Here is a 17,102-nt window from a genome sequence, read left to right as displayed (position 1 = left end):
TTCTAGGCGCTCAGCTTGCGGCAGCTCTGCCCTGATGGACCGCGGGTGAATGTCGCAAAAGCTGTGGGAGCCCGCGGCATGACTACCATGGTCTTCCGTACAGTGTCGTGGGTTACCCACGGCCCCAGGACAAGCTGCCGAACGCCCCGGAAATCGCCGGGTCCACGGGTCGGCACGAGTGAAAGAGTTTCAGCGGTGACCGAACGTCTCGAATCCGACGACCAGCCCCAGCCCCAGGTGCCCACACCCGCGGCCGTCAAGCCCGCTGGTGTCAGGCCCTCCCCCACACCCAAGCCGGCTGCCCCGGCCACGCCCGTGCCACCAGCTGGGACAGACTCCGCCGCCGCGGCTCCCACGCCCGCCTCCGCCGCGACCCCCGGGCCCACCAGCGACGACGTCGCCACCCCGTCACCCGCCGCTGTGGCACCGAGCGGTTCAGAAGCCGTGAGTGAAACCGCTGCCGATGGCCTCAGCGCCGAGCAGTTGGAAGCCGCCCGTCCTTTTGGCGAGGTCACTGAGGACGGTCACGTCTATGTGCTGGTGGGTGACGAACGGTTCCTGTGTGGCCAGGTTCCGGAGGTTCCCGCCGATGAGGCACTGGCCTACTTTGCCAAGAAGTTCGAGGACGCCCGCACCCTGGTCAACGTGTTGGAACAGCGGGTGGAGGCCGGTACCGCGTCCTCCGACATGAACCGCAATGCCGATCACGTCCTGGCGCAGTTGAACGAACGCAAACTGGTAGGCGACGTCAAGGCCCTGGAAGCCCGCCTGGAGGCGCTGCGTCCCCGCATTGCCGAGCTGGAAGCCGAGCACAAGCGCGCCACGGAGGCCGCCAAGGCGGAGCACTTTGCGCAGCGTGATGCGATTGTCCAAGAGGCAGAGCAGATGGCCGCGCAGGATCCTCAGAAGATTCAGTGGAAGCAGTCTTCGGCGCGGATGGCGGAGCTGTTCGATCAGTGGAAGGCCCACCAGAAGTCAGGTATCCGGCTCTCCCGCAAGGATGAAGAGGCGCTGTGGAAGCGTTTTCGCAATGCTCGCACCACCTTTGACCGGCACCGCCGAGCCTATTTCTCCCAGCTGGACGAAAACAACGCGGAGGCCAAGCGCATCAAGGAGAAGCTGATCTCCGAGGCAGAAGCGCTCCAGAGTTCCACGGACTGGAATCTCACGGCGGGTAAGTACCGGGATCTGATGGATCGGTGGAAGGCCTCCCCCCGCGCCTCACGGCGTGACGACGACGCTCTCTGGTCACGGTTCCGGGCTGCTCAGGACGTGTTCTTTGACGCCCGAAAGTCCGCCAACGATCAGGTGGAGCAAGAGTTCGAGGAAAACTTGAAGCTCAAGCAAGCCCTGGTGGAGGAAGCCAAGCAGCTGTTGCCTGTCACGGATGTGCGGGCGGCACGTAAGAAACTCTCCGGCATTCAGGACCGTTGGGATGCCATCGGCAAAGTCCCGCGCGCTCATTTCAAGCGGATCGAGAACGAACTCCAGGCCGTGGAGGACGCCGTCCGTGAGGCCGATTCCGGCAGCCGAGCCAAGAAAGTGGCTTCCGAGCCCGAGGTCCGCTCCAACGCCTTGCTGACCCAAGCTGAGGACAAGGTCACGGATTTGCAGGCGCAGGTGGCTGAGGCGGAGGCCGCGGGCAACGCCTCCAAGGTGAAGAAGCTCAGCGGTGAGCTCTCCAGCGCTGAAGCCATGCGAGACATGATCAAGCGCTCCGCAGCCAGTCTGTGAGCGCCGCGTTGCGTTCATCCACAGGATCAACGTAACTCTTCCGTGCCACCCGCCAGCGGGGTTCGATGGTCCCATGACCGTTGAACCCCGCTGGCGCATTCCCACCCCATTGCCCCACACCGCATCAGCAGATGCCCTGTGGATGGTTGACGCCGTCACCGGTTTGAGTTCCGGTGAACTGCTCACTTTGGCGCACGACGGCGTTCTGGTTCCCGTGCTGGGACCGGTCCACTACGCCAAGGGTTCAGCCATCACCCGCCAGGTGAAAGCTGCGGCCATCCGTGCGGTGGTACCGCAGGGTGTGTGGCACCGCAGTGTGCTGCACAGAGCCTCCGCAGCCTGGTTTCACTCCTGTGCGCCTGCGCCGCAGGTTGTGGATTTCATCACACTGCGCCAGGACCGCGCCTCAACTCGCCCCGCACCGCCCTCGGCACCGGTGCGATGGGTCACCCGGCAGTTGCTCCACCAGCCCATGGATGTGGATCATTTTTACGGGCTGGCGGTCACCACTCCGTTACGCACTGCCGTGGATGTGGCGTGCTGGGAGCACCCCGATGCCGTGGAAATTCTGACGGTGTTGATGGGCGCACCACATTTACGGGTCCAGCCGCAGGCGGTGGTTGAGGTGATTCGTGCCCGTCCCAGACTGCCGCACCGGGACCGCGGGGTGGCCAATGTCCGCAAGGCTGCACGCCGCTTGGACTTACCCGTTCCCGCGGGGCGACTATCAGCGGGTACCCGGTGAGACTTTTGCTGGGGCTTGCCACAACTCAGGCCAGGGAACGGGGTCTGTCCGGGAGGCGCTGCTGAGCGGAGGTGCGGTAGACGTCGTAGACGCCGTCGATGTTGCGCACCAGGTTCAGCACGTGATCCAGGTAGCGGGCGTCTCCCATTTCAAAGGAGAAGCGGGAAATGGCCAAACGGTCCGATGAAGTATGCACATTGGCCGAGAGGATGTTCACGTGATTTTCGGAGAGCACCCGAGTGACATCGGACAGCAGTTTTTGCCGGTCCAGAGCCTCCACCTGGATTTCCACCAGGAACACCGATGACTGGGTGGGTGCCCAGTGGACGGGCACCTTGCGCTCGGATTCACCCTGCGCCCGCATGTTGACGCAATCGGTGCGGTGCACAGAAATACCTTGACCGCGGGTGACAAACCCGACGATGTCATCCGGGGGAACCGGCGTGCAGCAGCGAGCCAGCTTGACGTACACATCACTGGCACCATCCACGGCCACCCCGGAGTCGGCAATGCCTTGCCGTACAGGTCGGATGGCGGAGGTGGTGTCCACCAGGTCCTCCACCGAACCATCTGCACCACCGGCCGATTCCACCAGCAGGTCAATGACCTCCCGGGCAGAAACCGATTCGTTGCCGATGGCTTCATACAGCGCAGTGATGTCTGACTTGTTCAACTCCTGGGCCACGGAAACCAGGCCCTCCTGGGTCACCGTGCGCTGCAGCGGAAGGTGGTGCTTGCGCAGCGCCCGCGTCAGGGCCTCCTGACCCCGGGTGATGGCTTCCTCCCGGCGTTCCTTGGTGAAGAACTGCTTGATCTTCTGCCGGGCACGGGGAGAGGAGACAAATTTCAGCCAGTCCTGGGACGGTGCCGCATCAGGAGACTTGGAGGTCAGTACCTCAACCCAGTCACCGTGCTGCAACGTGGAGGACAGCGCCACCAGCTTGCCGTTGACCCTGGCGCCAATGGTCTTGGCCCCCACCTCCGTGTGGACGGCGTAGGCAAAGTCCACGGGAGTGGAGCCGGCAGGCAGCGCCATGACATCCCCGCGCGGGGTGAACACGTAGACCTCTTTGGTGTCAATCTGATAGCGCAAAGAATCCAGGAACTCGGTGGAGTCTTTGGTGTCGTCCTGCCAGGAGACCAGGGATTTCAACCATCCCATGTCATCAGAGCTGGCCTTGGGGGTGGCGGAGCCACCGCCTTGCTTGGCGTGGTCCTTGTACTTCCAGTGCGCTGCCACCCCGTATTCGGCCCGGCGGTGCATTTCATGGGTGCGGATCTGGATTTCCACGGGCCGCCCGCCTGGCCCCAGCACCGTGGTGTGCAAGGACTGGTACATGTTGAACTTGGGCATGGCAATGTAGTCCTTGAACCGCCCGGGAAGCGGCCGCCACCGTGCGTGCAGGGAACCTAATGCCGCATAACATTCACGCACGGAGGAAACCAGAACGCGGACCGCCAACAGATCGTGGATCTCATCAAAATCTTTGCCCCGCACAATCATTTTTTGATACACGGAGTAATAGTGTTTGGGCCGCCCGGTGATGACGGCTTCAATTCCAGATTCCGCCAAGTCCTCTGCCACCAGGGTGCGGATTTCAGCCAAATTGCGTTCGCGCTGGGGTTGCCGCTCCCCCACCATGCGCACAATTTCATCGTAAATCTTGGGATACAGCGCAGCGAAGGACAAGTCCTCCAGCTCCCACTTGATGGTGTTCAGCCCCAGACGGTGCGCCAGCGGAGCAAAGATTTCCAGCGTCTCCCGGGCTTTTTTGGCTGAGGATTCCTGGGACACAAAGCGCCACGTCCGGGCATTGTGCAGGCGGTCAGCCAATTTGATCAGCAACACGCGGATGTCCCGGGCCATGGCCACAATCATCTTGCGGACAGTTTCAGCCTGGGCGTGTTCGCCGTACTGGACCTTTTCCAGTTTGGTCACGCCATCCACCAGCTGCGCGACTTCCTCCCCGAAGTCCGCGGCCAGCTGCTCCAGCGTGTAATCCGTGTCTTCCACGGTGTCGTGCAGCAGCGCGGCCACCAGCACGGGCCCGGTCATGCCCAACTCAGCCAGGATGGTGGTCACCGCCACGGGGTGGGTGATGTAGGGGTCACCACTCTTGCGCTTCTGACCTTCATGCTGGCGATCCGCCACGGCAAAAGCGCGTTGCAGAACCGTCAGATCTTCCTCCGGCGCGTTCTCCCGCACCGTACGCAGCAGCGGTTCAATCAGCGGCGACCGGGAGATGGAAGCCCCGGATAGATAGGACAGCGCTGAACGCGTCCGCTCGGAGCGCCCCGGGAACACCGGCCGACCGAACACGGGACGGGCGGCGGGCACCACCCCGTGCGTCCCGGAGCTACTGGCTCCGCGGACACGGCCTGACTGCCCGGACGACGACGCCCCGCTCTCCTTCCGTTCAGACGTACCGGCAGCACCGGTGGCGGCGGCGGAGGTGACATCCGGTGCGCGCAGCGAGTCCCGATTCCGATGCTGATCGGGTTGGATCGAGTGATCGTCCACGGCCGCCTCCTGAAAATGCCCCTGGGACTTTGGCGTTATGAGTGCCCAACACAACACAGCACTTGAGGCATTTATTCTAGGCGGGTCAGCGGGCCTCCGGCGCCGTGGACGCGCTGTTGGCAGCACCGGTCCCGTCAGCACTCGCCGTGGCGGACGCGGCCAGAGCGGGGTCCGCCCCAGCAGAGTCCGTCCCGGCGCCCCCATCCAACTCGGTCACGGTTTCTTGGGCGAGCTCTGCGGCACGTGCCTCCTGCTTCTTGACCGCCGGTTCGATGGATCGCAGGGCCGCATACACCGGGGTGGCCACGAACAGCGTGGCCAACGTGCCCCACACAATGCCCACGAACTGCGCCAGTGCCAGGTCTTTGAGCGTACCTGCCCCCAGCAGGGCGGCACCGATGAACAGAATCGAGCCCACCGGCAGCAGCCCCACCACGGAGGTGTTGATGGAACGCACCAGCGTTTGGTTGGCGGCCAAGTTGATCTGTTCGGAGAAGCTGCGGTTGAGCCTGGGCGGTGGTGCACTGCCGTCCAAGAGCCCTCGGGTGTTTTCCCGCACCTTGTCAAAGACCACCACGGTGTCATACAGGGAATAGGACAGCACGGTCAGGAACCCGATGATGGCTGACGGTGTGACCTCAAAACCCACCAGGGAGTAAGTGCCAACGGTCAGGGCCACCGTGACAAACACACCTGCCATGGAGGCAAGGGACATCTTCCAGGTCCGGAAGTACAGGGCCATGACAATGGCTGTCAGCCCCAAGAAGATCACCAGACCGCGAATCATCTGCTGGGAAATGCCAGCGCCCCAGGTGGGTCCCACAAAGTTGGAGGCCACCTGATCCTCAGAAACCCCGTAGGCCTGAACCAGGGCTTCCCGCAGCGCCAAGGTCTGGTCATCATCCAACTGTTCGGTCTGAACCCGAATGGTGCCGGGGGCAATGTTGGTGACGGTCGATTCGCCGTCGTGGCCCGTGGAGGTCACGGCCTCCTGACCCGGCTCAATCGCGGAATCTGACACATTGGAGACCACAAACTCGGAGCCACCGGTGAAATCAATACCCAAGTTGAATCCGCCACGGGCCACTGGAATCAAGGCGGAAACAACCACCAGGGCGGCTGCGATCAGCAGCCACAGTTTCCGCTTGGGGACAAACGGAAAAGACTTCCGTCCGCTGTAGAGGTCATTACCGAAATCGGCAAAGCGTGACATCAGGCCTCCCCCTTCTCAGTCTCAGGCGTGGTGTTCTCGGAGGCCGCCAAGCGGGCCTGGCGGCGGCGTTCTGCCAAGGTCAATCCATCATCCAGCCCTGTGGCCACCGGGACCCGCGGTGGGGCCTCCGCTTCTTCCTGTGGGTGACCGCCGTCCACTTCCGCGGAAACCTGCGCTGCAGCGTCTGGCTGCAACGGTTCGGCGGGAGCACCGTCTTGCGTGCGGGAGGCGGTGGGATCGGCGTCGTCCATCTGCGTGGCACCGGAGGCGGGATCAAGGTCATCCGGGGTGCGGAAGCGACCCGCCCCGCGGTAGAAGGGCACCGCGTCCAGAGCCTTGGGATCAAGCCCGGAGCCCGGAGAGCCGCGGCCAAAGTACTTGGTGCGGGAGAGATAAACCATGACCGGATGGGTGAAGAAGAACACCACCAGAAGGTCGATGATCGCAGTCAACCCCAAGGTGAAGGCAAACCCGCGTACGTTGCCCACGGCCACAAAGTAGAGCACCACGGAGGCAATCAGGTTCACGGCCTTGGAGGCCAAAATGGTCTGCTGCGCGCGTTTCCACCCGTGGTCAATGGCAGATGGAATGGTGCGCCCAATGCGGACCTCGTCCCTGATCCGCTCAAAGTACACAATGAAGGAGTCTGCGGCCATGCCGATGGCCACCACCAGACCGGCAACACCGGCCAAGGACAGGCGGTAGTTCAGCGCCCACCCCAACAGGGTGATGGCCAGCCAGGACATCACACCCAGGACAATCAGGGAGATGATGTTGACCCAACCCAGCCACCGGTACTGGATGATGGACCACACGGCCACCAGCAGCAGACCGATCAGACCCGCAATGATGCCCATTCGCAACTGATCGGCACCCAGGGTGGCAGAAATCTGCTGTTCGGACGCAATGCTGAAGCTCACCGGCAGGGAACCGTAGCGCAACTGTTCGGACAGGAACGACGCCGATTCCTCCGTGAACTGGCCGGTGATCTGGGCCTGCCCGTTGGGGATCACCGCGTTCATCTGGGGGGCTGAGATGACTTCGCCGTCCAACAGGATGGCGAATTGATTGCGTGGGTCCCCGGGTGAGGTCTGACCGATGTTGTAGAGACGCTCGGAGAGGTTCTTGAAGGTTTCCGTGCCCTCTGCGTTGAACTGCAGGTCCACGGCCCACTGGCCCGTGGTGGTGCCACCCTGCCCCTGGGCCATGCCGTAGCTGGAATCCGAGATTTCCGTGCCTTGAATGTCCACGGGCCCCAGGATGTATTTGACGCCGCTGGCCGGTTCACAGGCCACGATGGCCCGGTCCGCGTTTTGGGCGGCCCGTTCCTCCGGGGATTGTGGCTGCGTGCAATCCGTGGCTTCAAACTCCTGCATCAGTTCGGCGGTGATCCAGTTGGTGTCTGAAGAATCCGTGGGTTCTGCGCTGGGTTGCGGCAGCTGGTCCTCAGCGGTGCGTTGGTCCTCCGGGGTGGCCTCCGCCGCGCCGGTCAGCAGAACCGGGCGGAAAGTCATCTGCGCGGAGGTCTGGATGAGCTCGCGGGTGGCACTGTCCGGAGTTCCGGGCATGGAAACCACAATGTTGGACCCACCCTGCGTGGCCACTTCAGCTTCGGAGACACCCGAACCGTCCACGCGCTGACGAATGATCTCCACCGCTTGGTCCAGCTGCTCAGAAGTGATCTCCTGGCCGGCATCGTCCCCCTGCAACTGCGGGGTCAACACCATCTGGGTGCCGCCCTCCAGGTCCAGGGCAAGACGCGGTGTCCAGTCGGTACTTCCACGCCCGGCCCCCCAGGCCAGCAGGCCGATCAAAGCCAGGATCACCACGGTCAAGGCGACCAGGGAGGTGCGGGCACGGCTCAGAGCACGTGACACTTCCGTTTGATCCTTGACTGCTTTGGAGGGGCCGCTCTGACGCGGTCCCTCCTGTGAAGGAGTTGGGGAGGATGCCATGGGCAGATTCCTTGATGATGGGCTCAGGTGATGGTGGGTTTGTTCCGGTCAAGACGCCGGTTCCCACCGTGCGCAGTCACAGTAAAGCGTCCACCGGGGAGAATCCTCGGTGGACGCTTTGGACCACGCTCAGTTGTCGTTGGCGCTGGTGGAACCGGTGTTCTCGGTGGCTTCAGTGCCGGGGGTCTCCTTGTCCACCACGGTGGTCAAGGTCTGCAGGTGCACGGTCACCCGGGTGCCGGGGGCGATTTCCAGAACGGCCTTGACACCGTCCTTGTCAATGCTGACCACCCGCCCGTAGAGGCCGTAGCTGGTCATCACTTCCGTACCGGGCACCATCTGGGCCTGCTGGTCCTTGAGCTTTTGCTGCTGACGGCGGCGGTTACGGCTGGTGAACCAGAACATCAGCACCAGCAGGCCGATCATGACACCGAAGAACAGGAACTGACCCGATCCTCCTGCGTTCTGACCGGCTGCCTCCAGGCTCGCTTCAGTCTGGGCGGACAGTGCGGGGAGTGCGGAGGAAAACACGCGGGCTCCTGGTTCTGCAGCAAAGCTGCGTTGATTTCAAGCGGTCAGTGCACAGCCTGCGGGACACCCCGGCTTGTGCACACCACAACATGGTAGGCGACGACGCCGCCCCGCGCCTTCCCATCACCTCTGAGCTGACCCAGCACTCAGGATTCTTGGAACGGAGCCTGCTCCGGAACGGGAAGTCCCAGATGTTCCCACGCGGCAGGCATGGCCACCCGGCCCCGAGGTGTGCGGGCCAGCAGACCTTCCCGCACCAGGTAAGGTTCGGCCACTTCCTCCACGGTTTCGGTTTCCTCCCCCACGGCAATGGCCAGAGTGGAAAGCCCCACGGGTCCGCCGCCAAAATGTTTGACCAGTGCCTCCAACACGCTACGGTCCAAACGGTCCAGGCCGCGGGGGTCCACTTCATACATTTCCAAGGCGGAGGAGGCTGCACGGGCGTCAATCCGGCCCACCCCGTGCACCAGTGCCCAGTCCCGGACACGGCGCAGCAACCGGTTGGCAATACGTGGCGTGCCCCGTGAGCGGGAGGCGACTTCCTGGAAGCCCTCCGTGCTGAGATTCAGGTCCAACAATCCGGCAGAGCGGCGCAGAACCGCCACCAATTCCTCCACCGCATAAAACTCCAGATGCCCGGTGAAGCCGAACCTGTCACGCAGCGGACCGGGCAGCAGACCCGCACGGGTGGTGGCACCCACCAGCGTGAACGGTGGAAGTTCCAGAGGGATGGACGTGGCACCGGCACCCTTGCCCACCACAATGTCCACCCGGAAATCCTCCATGGCCATGTAGAGCATTTCCTCCGCCGGACGGGACATCCGGTGAATTTCATCCAGGAACAGCACCTCACCGGCCGTGAGGGAGGACAAGATGGCGGCCAGGTCACCCGAATGCTGGATGGCAGGTCCGGATGAAATCCGTAACGGCGCCCCCATTTCCTCCGCAATGATCATGGCCAGGGTGGTTTTGCCCAATCCAGGAGGGCCGGAAAGCAGCACATGGTCCGCGCTGCGCCCCCGCAACTTGGAGGCTTCCAAGACCAAGGAGAGCTGCCGACGCACTCTCGGCTGACCCACAAAGTCAGCCAACGTGCTCGGCCGTAGCGCGGATTCCACGGCTTTTTCATCCGGCTCAGTGTCCGCGTCCAGCAAGCGGTCACGCCCATTGCGGGCAGTCCCGTCCCCGATCATGCTCACGCCCCCCGTCCAGCCGGCGACGTCCCGGATGATGACGACGTGGTGGAGGTTCGGGCTCCCAGATACCCCAGAACGGTACGCAAAATCACTGCGACGTCGCCCGCGGCCACCAGCTCATCCCTACCCACCAGTGCATCGTCAATGGCCCGGGCGGCGTCCCTGTCATTCCAGCCCAGTCCCACCAGTGCCTCCGTCACCTGCAGCCGCCAGACCGGCAGCGCAGGTTCCGAGGCAACCGGATTGGAGGCTGACTGGGTGGGGATGAGCTTGCCCGCCAACTCCAAGACGATGCGCTTGGCACCCTTGGGGCCAATGCCTGCCACCGCCGTGAATGGTTTGGGATCACCTTCCGCAATGGCGGCGCGTACCTCATCCGGGCCCAGAGTGGCCACAACGGCCAGTGCCGTACGCGGGCCCACCCCGGAGACACCCAGCATGGTTTCAAAAACTTCCTTTTCCTGCGCATCGGCAAAGCCAAAGAGCAGCGGGGAATCATCCTTGCGGGCCACGTAGGCGGTGACCAGTCGAGCCTCACGGCCTTCGTGCAGGCCGGAGATGGTCACCGGAGTCACATGGACTTCCAAGCCCAAGCCGTGGACGTCAACCACCACGGTGCTCAATCCCTTGTGCAAAACCTCGCCGCGCACCGCAGCAATCATGGGGGGTTTCCTTCCGCGCCGGAACCGGCCACCGAGGCGTCCAGGTTCAGTGGGTGATTCAGTGGGTGATTCAGTGGGGGTTGTCCAGGGTGGTCGTTCAGCGTTGCCGTGGCTCACGACCGCCGATTATCGAACATATGTACTATTCTCACCCAGACTAGCAGCGATTGCTGCCGTCACCGGAACCGCTGGGAGCGGGAGCCGCCGCGGCGGGCCCGCTGTTCAGCAGCTTTCCACGCCTTCTGGGCCGCGGTGAGCCCACCCCCACCAGCTGATGTCAGTTGAGCCAAGCGGGTTTGTGCACCCTGGTGAGTTGCGGTGGCTGTTTGGGCGTCGTACCCCGCCCCCACCCCTGAACGCCATCCGTGGCAGATGGCAATGGCAATCGCATCTGCGGCATCGGCCGGTTTGGGTGGTGCCTCCAGGCCCAGGATTCGCACCACCATTCGGGTCACGGCGGCTTTGTCCGCCGCACCGTCACCGGTGACTGCGGCCTTGACCTCTGACGGTGTGTGCCAGGCCACCGGTATGGCCCGGCGCGCGGCTTCTGCGATCACCGCACCGGATGCCTGTGCGGTACCCACCACCGTGGGGGCATTGTTCTGGGCAAACAGGCGTTCGATGGCCAACGCATCCGGTTGGTAACGCTCCATCATGGATTGCGCAGCCTGAGCGATGCTGAGAATCCGCATCTCCAAAGGCTGGTCGGCGCCCGTGCCCTGGACCTCGTGGTGAATCCACTCGACCTTTCGGTTGGCACGCATGCGCACCACACCGAATCCACAGCGGGTCAACCCGGGGTCAACTCCCAGGATGACCTGCTCGGAGGTTGACATTCAGCTCTGGGCTTCCAACTCGGCCAGGACTTCCGGGGAAATCTCCGCGTTGGAATACACGTTTTGCACGTCATCCAGCGCCTCCACGGCATCGGCCAGCCGGAGGAACTTGGCGGCACCTTCGGCATCCAGGTCAACTTTCATGTTGGCCCGGAAGACGGGGTCGTCGTTGTTGTATTCCAGCCCCGCTTCTTCCAGCGCGGTGCGAATGGCACCAAGGTCCGTGGCCTCGGAAACCACCTCAAAGACCTCTTCCTCTTCCACCACTTCTTCGGCACCGGCATCCAGCACGGCCATCAGGACATCGTCTTCGGTCAGTCCCTCAGACTTGGTCACCTCTGCCACCCCTTTACGTTCAAACATGAACGTCACCGATCCGGGATCAGCCATGCTGCCGCCGTTACGGGTCACGGCAACCCGCACCTCAGAGGCCGCGCGGTTCTTGTTGTCCGTCAGGCACTCGATGTAGAGCGCTGAGCCCTGGGGGCCGCGGGCTTCATAAAAAATCTCCGAGTAGTCAATGACCTCACCGGTCAGCCCGGCACCGCGCTTGATGGCGCGATCAATGTTGTCATTGGGCACCGAATTCTTCTTGGCCTTGGACACCGCCAAGTCCAGTGCGGGGTTGCCTGCCGTGTCTGCGCCGCCCTGACGCGCGGCAACCTCAATTCCCTTGATGTACTTGGCAAAAGCCTTGGCGCGCTTGGCGTCAATGGCGGCTTTCTTGTGCTTGGTGGTGGCCCATTTGGAGTGACCTGACATACGTGCCTCCTGAACGTGAAAAATCTGCCCGCCAGTCTAGTCCCGCCGGGCCGTTACGGGTGTTGGGTGGTGCTCAACGCGGCCGTGATTGGGCCACTTCCCTGGCCTTGACGGCCAAGGCGTCGTTCAACGGTTCCAGTTGTTCATGGGCGTAACGACGACGCACCGCGGTGGCAATCAAATGATCCGCAATCACCGGGTTCTTGGGCAGCAGCGAACCGTGCAGGTAGGTACCCAACACCTGATTGGTCACGGCCCCTTCGGTACCGTCCTGGCCATCGTTGCCTGCCCCGGAGACCACCCGCCCCAAGGGCTTTTGGCCAACCCCCAAGCGGGTGAGCCCCGAGTGGTTTTCGTACCCGATGATGGTTCCGAACTCTGGCGATTCGGTCACAATGTTGCCGATCAGGCGCTGTTCACCGCCCACCGTGGTCAAGTCGAAAATCCCGATACCGGGAAGCGTTTGTCCACCAATCGTGCGGAACTCGTGACCAAAAAGTTGGTAGAGACCGCAGATGGCCAGCATGGGGGCGCCGTCGTTGACCAATTCAAGCAGCAAAGGCTTGATGGTCTGCAAGTCCTCCATCACCCGGAACTGGCCGGAGTCCTGGCCGCCACCGCCCACAAAAATGTCGCCGTCCCCGGGAAAGGAGTCCCCCGGGTTGTAGTCGGTGAGCTTGACGGCGTAACCGCGCTTTTCCAACCGGCGCTTCAAGGTCAGGGTGTTGCCCCAGTCCCCGTAAATGTTCATGTCCCGGGGGTAGAGCTGAACCAGATGGACCTCCCCCAAACCGCCGGGTTCAACCCCGCCGTCCTGCGGTGAGCCCGAATCCGGTGCCGTGGGAAACATGGAAGTGGTGGTGGTCATGGCTCAAATCTCCGGAACTTCGGCCACGGCGCGCAGAGCCCGCCGTAGGGCCAACATGGCGGTGTAGGTGCAGAACACCCGCATGGGGCGACCGTTGGCGGCGGTGATGAACTGGTGGAGGGATTCGGTGAGATCCGGTTCAACGGCCTGGACCGGAACTTGGTCGTAGTCCAGGCGCAGCGCCATGTCCCACGCGCGGGTGCCCGTGACCAGATCCACCCCGCCTTCACGCAGCGAATCGAATTCCACATCCCACAGCCAGGACACATCCCGGCCATCGGCGTATTCGTCGTTAATCGCAATCATGGTGGCGTAGGCCTCCGGCTTGGCCGAGGCCAGAGAGAGCCGGAAACCCGCCGGGTTCTTGACCAGCAAAAGCTGTAGCGGGGTGTCCCCCACCGTGATGGTTTCCCCGCGGCCAAAGGCGGGTGTGACGCGGGAGAGTTCGTCCAGCAGGGAGTCAACGCCGGCTTGCGAGTGGTCCACGGCGCGGCCGTCGTCGGTGACCGTCAAGGCCAGCGCCAGCGCACCGGCGGCGTTGTAGACGTTGTACACGCCGTACAGGTGCACCTTGGCCTGGGCCGGCTGACCGTGGACCAGGAAGTCCACATCCGTTGCGGCAAAATCAGCCAGTTCCACCACGGTCTGGGGAGTCGGCTCCCCCTCCGGGGTGGGGGCGGCGGGGCCGCTGGCTGCGCGCATGTCGTCATCGGAGGGGAACATGGGCCGCAACCGCTCGGACAGCCCGTACCAGAGCACGCGAGTTCCGGGCTGGACATCCTGCGCCAGGGAGGCAATTCGCGGGTCCTCCCGGTTGAGAATCACCGCTTCCGTGGTGGCTGCCGCCACCTGAGCCAACATGCGCCGTGTGGTGTCGATCTCACCAAAACGGTCTAGCTGATCCCGCATCACGTTGAGCAGCAACGCAAATCGTGGCTTGACCTGGCGCACAAAGTGCACGGCGTGGGCTTCGTCCAATTCCAGAACGGCAATGTCGGCGTCGAACTTACCCGTCAGGGAGATCTCTTCCAGCAGGGAGGCAGCCACACCGCGGACAAAGTTGGAGCCCGTCCTGTTGGTGAACACTCTGAGACCTTGGGATTCAAGAAGTTGAACGGCCATCTTGGTCGTCGTCGTTTTGCCGTTGGTGCCGGAGACCACCACCACGCCGTGTGGCAAGCGGGCCAACTGTTCGGCCACAAAATTGGGGTGCAGTTTCTCCATCACCAGGCCGGGGAATGCGGAACCGCCGCCGCGCAGTTTGGTGGCAGCGCGCACGCCCTGGCCAAGGAGCCTCACAAGTGGTCTGGACATGGGTTCCATCCTACGGTGAGCTGGTTGCCGGGGCGTGACACAGCCTCACCGCGGCCCGTCCCGCCATAGGATGAAGTGGTGAGCAACCCGCTGATGAAGCCCAGTGACCTGGAGTGCAACCTGCCGGATTTTGCAGCACTGGAGGCTGAGCACTTTCCACCGGCCTTTGAAGCTGCCATGGCAGCTGATGTGGCTGCTGTGCACACTGTGCTGGCCGATCCAGGGCCCCCCACCATGGAGAACACGCTGGACGTGCTGGAACGCGAAGGGTTGTTCCTTGATCGGGTGGAGTCCACCTTCTTCACCCTGACCGCCGGTGACCTCAGTGATGACCTACAAGCCATCTACGAGGACCTGGCCACCAAACTTTCTCAGCACCGCGCGGACATCACCCTGAACCGGCACCTCTACCAGCGGATCGCCGCCGTTCCGGAGGACGGTCTGAGCCGCACCCAGTTGCGTGTGCTGCGCGAGTACCGGCGGTGGTTTGAACGCTCCGGTGTCCTCCTGGATGCGGCCGCGCAGGCGCGCTTGCGGGAGATCAATGACCGCATCTCCACCCTGGGCATCCGCTACGGAACCCACCTGGTGCGCGAAAACCAACGTGCCGCCGTGCTGGTCACAGACCGCGACCGGCTGGCGGGCATGGAGGAAGCGGACATTGACGCCGCAGCCAGTGCCGCAGCAGAAGCCGGGCACGACGGCGCCTACCTCCTTGCCCTCGCGGCCTTCACCACCCAGCCGGTTTTGGCTCAACTTCATGACCGCCAATTACGCCAGGAGATCCATCAGGCTGCCATGGACCGGGGCCGTGGTCCCTCCGATCCCAGCGGCGAACTGCCCACCAGCTCCCGCGAAGACCTGCGCCCCATTGCCGCCGAATTGGCCGGATTACGCGCCGAGCAAGCCCAGCTGCTGGGATTCAACAGTCACGACGAGTTCGTGATGGCCGGATCAGCGGCGGGAGAACCCGGCCGGGTTCACAACATGATGTCCACCGTGACGCCAGCAGCCGTGCGCAACGCTGTGGCCGAACGTGAACAGCTGGAACGCCGTGCGGGCCACCCCATCCAACCTTGGGATTGGCCCTACTGGGCGGCCCGTGCCGAGATCTCCGATGCGGATGAATCTCCCGTGAATCTCCGGGACTATTTTGAACTGGAATCAGTGGTGCACCACGGGCTGTTCCACACGGCGCGGGAATTGTTCGGGCTGGAGTTCACGCAGCGGGATGATCTGCGCGGGCACCTGCCGGGCGTCGTCGTTTATCAATGCCGGCGTGCGGCCACCGGGGAAACCGTGGGGCTGGTGCTGGCGGACTGGTGGGCGCGTCCCACCAAGTCCGGTGGAGCGTGGATGGGCACACTGGTGCACCAGAACCGGCTGGGCAAGCAGCGGCCCGTGGTCACGCTGAACACCAATTTCACCCGGGCGCCACAGGGGTCGCCCAAGCTCTTGAGCCACAGCGAGGTCATCACGCTCTTCCACGAGTTCGGGCACGTGCTCCACGGGCTGCTCTCGGACGTGTTTTACCCGTCTTTTGCGGGGACCAAGGTTGCCCGCGACGTGGTGGAGTTCCCGTCTCAGGTGTATGAAATGTGGGTGGACCACGCGGACGTGCTGCCCGTCTATGCCAAGCACCACCACACTGGCGAACCTCTGCCGCAAGTCGCTGTGGACAAGCTGCGCTCCAAAACCACCTCCGGTCAGGGCTTTGCCACGGTGGAGTATTTGGCGGCCACGGCCATTGACCTGGCGTGGCACGAGCGAACGCCGGAGGCACCTGCACCTGAGCTGGCCACCTTTGACCGGGATGCGGTGGAGGCTGCGGGGCTCCTGGTGGATGGGATAGACCCGCGCTACACCTCCGGCAGTTTCAAGCACATCTTTGCCGGTGGGTACTCCGCGGGGTATTACTCCTATCTGTGGTCGGAAATCATTGATGCGGATGCCGTGGAGTGGTTCAACGCGCACGGAGGGTTGTCGGCGGAGGCAGGGGCCGAGTTTGCGCGCTGCATCCTGTCCCGCGGTAACGAAACCGACCCCATGGACGGGGTCCGTGCACTGCTCGGCAGGGAGCCGGACATGGGTCCGCTGTTGGCCCGCCGCGGCCTCCACTAACTCCCAACTCCGCCGAAAACATGGTTTGACCCAATTTTTTGGCCAAATTTTGGGTCAAACCATGTTTTCGGCGTTATGGAATGGGCCAATTCGCGCGGGTGAGTTCCCAGGTGGAGCCCAAGGTGTCCATCATCGCTTTGGTACCGGCGGTCACCGGCATGAAGTTGGCATCCCCGCCCCAGCGCGGCACCACGTGCATGTGCAGGTGTGCCGCCAGAGAGCCCCCGGCGGCCTCCCCCAGATTCAGCCCGGTGTTGAACGCATCCGGTGATGCTGCGGCACGAACCGCCCGGATCCCGTCACGGGTCAGTTCCATGAGTTCCACCAGCTCGTGCTGGGTCAACTCTTCAAGATCAGCTACGTGCCGGTAGGGACACACCAGCAGGTGCCCGGGGTTGTAGGGGAACAGATTGAGGATCACAAAGCAGTGCTCGCCGCGGTGGACAATCAGCGATTCGGCGTCCTCGTACTGCGGTCCCGTGCAGAACGGGCATCCGGGCCGTGTGGGAACGGAAGTGTCCTCCCCGCGCACGTAGGCCAGGCGGTGCGGAGTCCAGAGCCTTTGAAAAGCATCAGGCACCCCAGCCAGCCGAAAGTCGTCCTGCCTGACCCAGTGGTGGGGTGCCTGCTGCTCAGCCATCAGT

General features: G+C 63.3%; 14 protein-coding genes. 3 read left to right on the top strand and 11 right to left on the bottom strand.

Annotated elements, in window-relative coordinates; genetic code table 11:
* Positions 1–195 precede the first annotated feature (195 nt).
* Entirely contained in the window at positions 196–1,734 is a 1,539-nt protein-coding gene (locus tag Q4G32_RS02545; protein ID WP_303349077.1) for a DUF349 domain-containing protein, read from the top strand.
* Between the two features lie 73 nt (positions 1,735–1,807).
* Entirely contained in the window at positions 1,808–2,479 is a 672-nt protein-coding gene (locus Q4G32_RS02540) for a hypothetical protein (protein ID WP_303349075.1), read from the top strand.
* Between the two features lie 25 nt (positions 2,480–2,504).
* Here Q4G32_RS02540 and Q4G32_RS02535 read toward each other — a convergent pair whose 3' ends face one another.
* The 10 genes from Q4G32_RS02535 to Q4G32_RS02490 form a co-directional block, all read right to left on the bottom strand.
* Positions 2,505–4,952: a RelA/SpoT family protein gene (locus Q4G32_RS02535; protein WP_441327452.1), complete on the bottom strand. Its 2,448-nt coding sequence runs from the start codon at positions 4,950–4,952 to the stop codon at positions 2,505–2,507.
* 133 nt (positions 4,953–5,085) lie between these two features.
* Positions 5,086–6,213 carry a protein translocase subunit SecF gene (gene secF, locus Q4G32_RS02530; protein WP_303349074.1) on the bottom strand — a complete coding sequence of 376 codons (1,128 nt, stop codon included), beginning with the start codon at positions 6,211–6,213 and terminating at the stop codon, positions 5,086–5,088.
* A complete protein-coding gene (gene secD, locus Q4G32_RS02525) occupies positions 6,213–8,168 on the bottom strand; it encodes a protein translocase subunit SecD (RefSeq protein WP_303349073.1) in 1,956 nt (651 codons plus the stop codon). The genes secF and secD overlap by 1 nt, the downstream gene beginning before the upstream one ends.
* Before the next feature lie 129 nt (positions 8,169–8,297).
* Complete coding sequence (locus Q4G32_RS02520; protein WP_303349072.1) at positions 8,298–8,699, bottom strand: preprotein translocase subunit YajC; 402 nt, start codon at positions 8,697–8,699, stop codon at positions 8,298–8,300.
* Between the two features lie 146 nt (positions 8,700–8,845).
* Positions 8,846–9,892, bottom strand: a complete 1,047-nt coding sequence (gene ruvB / locus Q4G32_RS02515; protein WP_303349262.1) for a Holliday junction branch migration DNA helicase RuvB — start codon at positions 9,890–9,892, stop codon at positions 8,846–8,848.
* Between the two features lie 2 nt (positions 9,893–9,894).
* Entirely contained in the window at positions 9,895–10,557 is a 663-nt protein-coding gene (gene ruvA, locus Q4G32_RS02510; RefSeq protein ID WP_303349070.1) for a Holliday junction branch migration protein RuvA, read from the bottom strand.
* Between the two features lie 176 nt (positions 10,558–10,733).
* The gene (ruvC, locus tag Q4G32_RS02505; protein ID WP_303349069.1) at positions 10,734–11,393 is read right to left on the bottom strand and encodes a crossover junction endodeoxyribonuclease RuvC; all 660 of its coding nucleotides are present in this window, start codon (positions 11,391–11,393) and stop codon (positions 10,734–10,736) included.
* Complete coding sequence (locus Q4G32_RS02500; RefSeq protein WP_303349067.1) at positions 11,394–12,155, bottom strand: YebC/PmpR family DNA-binding transcriptional regulator; 762 nt, start codon at positions 12,153–12,155, stop codon at positions 11,394–11,396.
* A 73-nt stretch (positions 12,156–12,228) separates the two neighbouring features.
* Positions 12,229–13,023 carry a type 1 glutamine amidotransferase gene (locus tag Q4G32_RS02495; protein ID WP_303349065.1) on the bottom strand — a complete coding sequence of 265 codons (795 nt, stop codon included), beginning with the start codon at positions 13,021–13,023 and terminating at the stop codon, positions 12,229–12,231.
* Between the two features lie 3 nt (positions 13,024–13,026).
* Positions 13,027–14,346: a Mur ligase family protein gene (locus Q4G32_RS02490; protein WP_303349063.1), complete on the bottom strand. Its 1,320-nt coding sequence runs from the start codon at positions 14,344–14,346 to the stop codon at positions 13,027–13,029.
* Positions 14,347–14,415: 69 nt separating this feature from the next.
* Here Q4G32_RS02490 and Q4G32_RS02485 point away from each other — a divergent pair, with 69 nt between their 5' ends.
* A complete protein-coding gene (locus Q4G32_RS02485) occupies positions 14,416–16,458 on the top strand; it encodes a M3 family metallopeptidase (protein ID WP_303349061.1) in 2,043 nt (680 codons plus the stop codon).
* 73 nt (positions 16,459–16,531) lie between these two features.
* On the opposite strand, the gene Q4G32_RS02480 is transcribed toward Q4G32_RS02485, so the two are convergent.
* Positions 16,532–17,098: an HIT family protein gene (locus Q4G32_RS02480; protein ID WP_303349059.1), complete on the bottom strand. Its 567-nt coding sequence runs from the start codon at positions 17,096–17,098 to the stop codon at positions 16,532–16,534.
* Positions 17,099–17,102 lie beyond the last annotated feature (4 nt).

Origin of the sequence: Kocuria sp., from assembly GCF_030538595.1 — a bacterium.
In the GTDB taxonomy this organism is placed as follows: domain Bacteria; phylum Actinomycetota; class Actinomycetes; order Actinomycetales; family Micrococcaceae; genus Kocuria.
The sequence above is the reverse complement of the archived record's forward strand: the minus strand, read 5'-3'. Positions and strand labels throughout refer to the sequence as shown.

Coding starts and splice junctions, on each gene's coding strand:
- ruvB (WP_303349262.1), bottom strand. CDS start 9,892: ATGATCGGGGACGGGACTGCCCGCAATGGGCGTGACCGCTTGCTGGAC.
- ruvA (WP_303349070.1), bottom strand. CDS start 10,557: ATGATTGCTGCGGTGCGCGGCGAGGTTTTGCACAAGGGATTGAGCACC.
- Q4G32_RS02480 (WP_303349059.1), bottom strand. CDS start 17,098: ATGGCTGAGCAGCAGGCACCCCACCACTGGGTCAGGCAGGACGACTTT.
- Q4G32_RS02490 (WP_303349063.1), bottom strand. CDS start 14,346: ATGGAACCCATGTCCAGACCACTTGTGAGGCTCCTTGGCCAGGGCGTG.
- Q4G32_RS02540 (WP_303349075.1), top strand. CDS start 1,808: ATGACCGTTGAACCCCGCTGGCGCATTCCCACCCCATTGCCCCACACC.
- Q4G32_RS02500 (WP_303349067.1), bottom strand. CDS start 12,155: ATGTCAGGTCACTCCAAATGGGCCACCACCAAGCACAAGAAAGCCGCC.
- Q4G32_RS02495 (WP_303349065.1), bottom strand. CDS start 13,023: ATGACCACCACCACTTCCATGTTTCCCACGGCACCGGATTCGGGCTCA.
- secF (WP_303349074.1), bottom strand. CDS start 6,213: ATGTCACGCTTTGCCGATTTCGGTAATGACCTCTACAGCGGACGGAAG.
- ruvC (WP_303349069.1), bottom strand. CDS start 11,393: ATGTCAACCTCCGAGCAGGTCATCCTGGGAGTTGACCCCGGGTTGACC.
- secD (WP_303349073.1), bottom strand. CDS start 8,168: ATGGCATCCTCCCCAACTCCTTCACAGGAGGGACCGCGTCAGAGCGGC.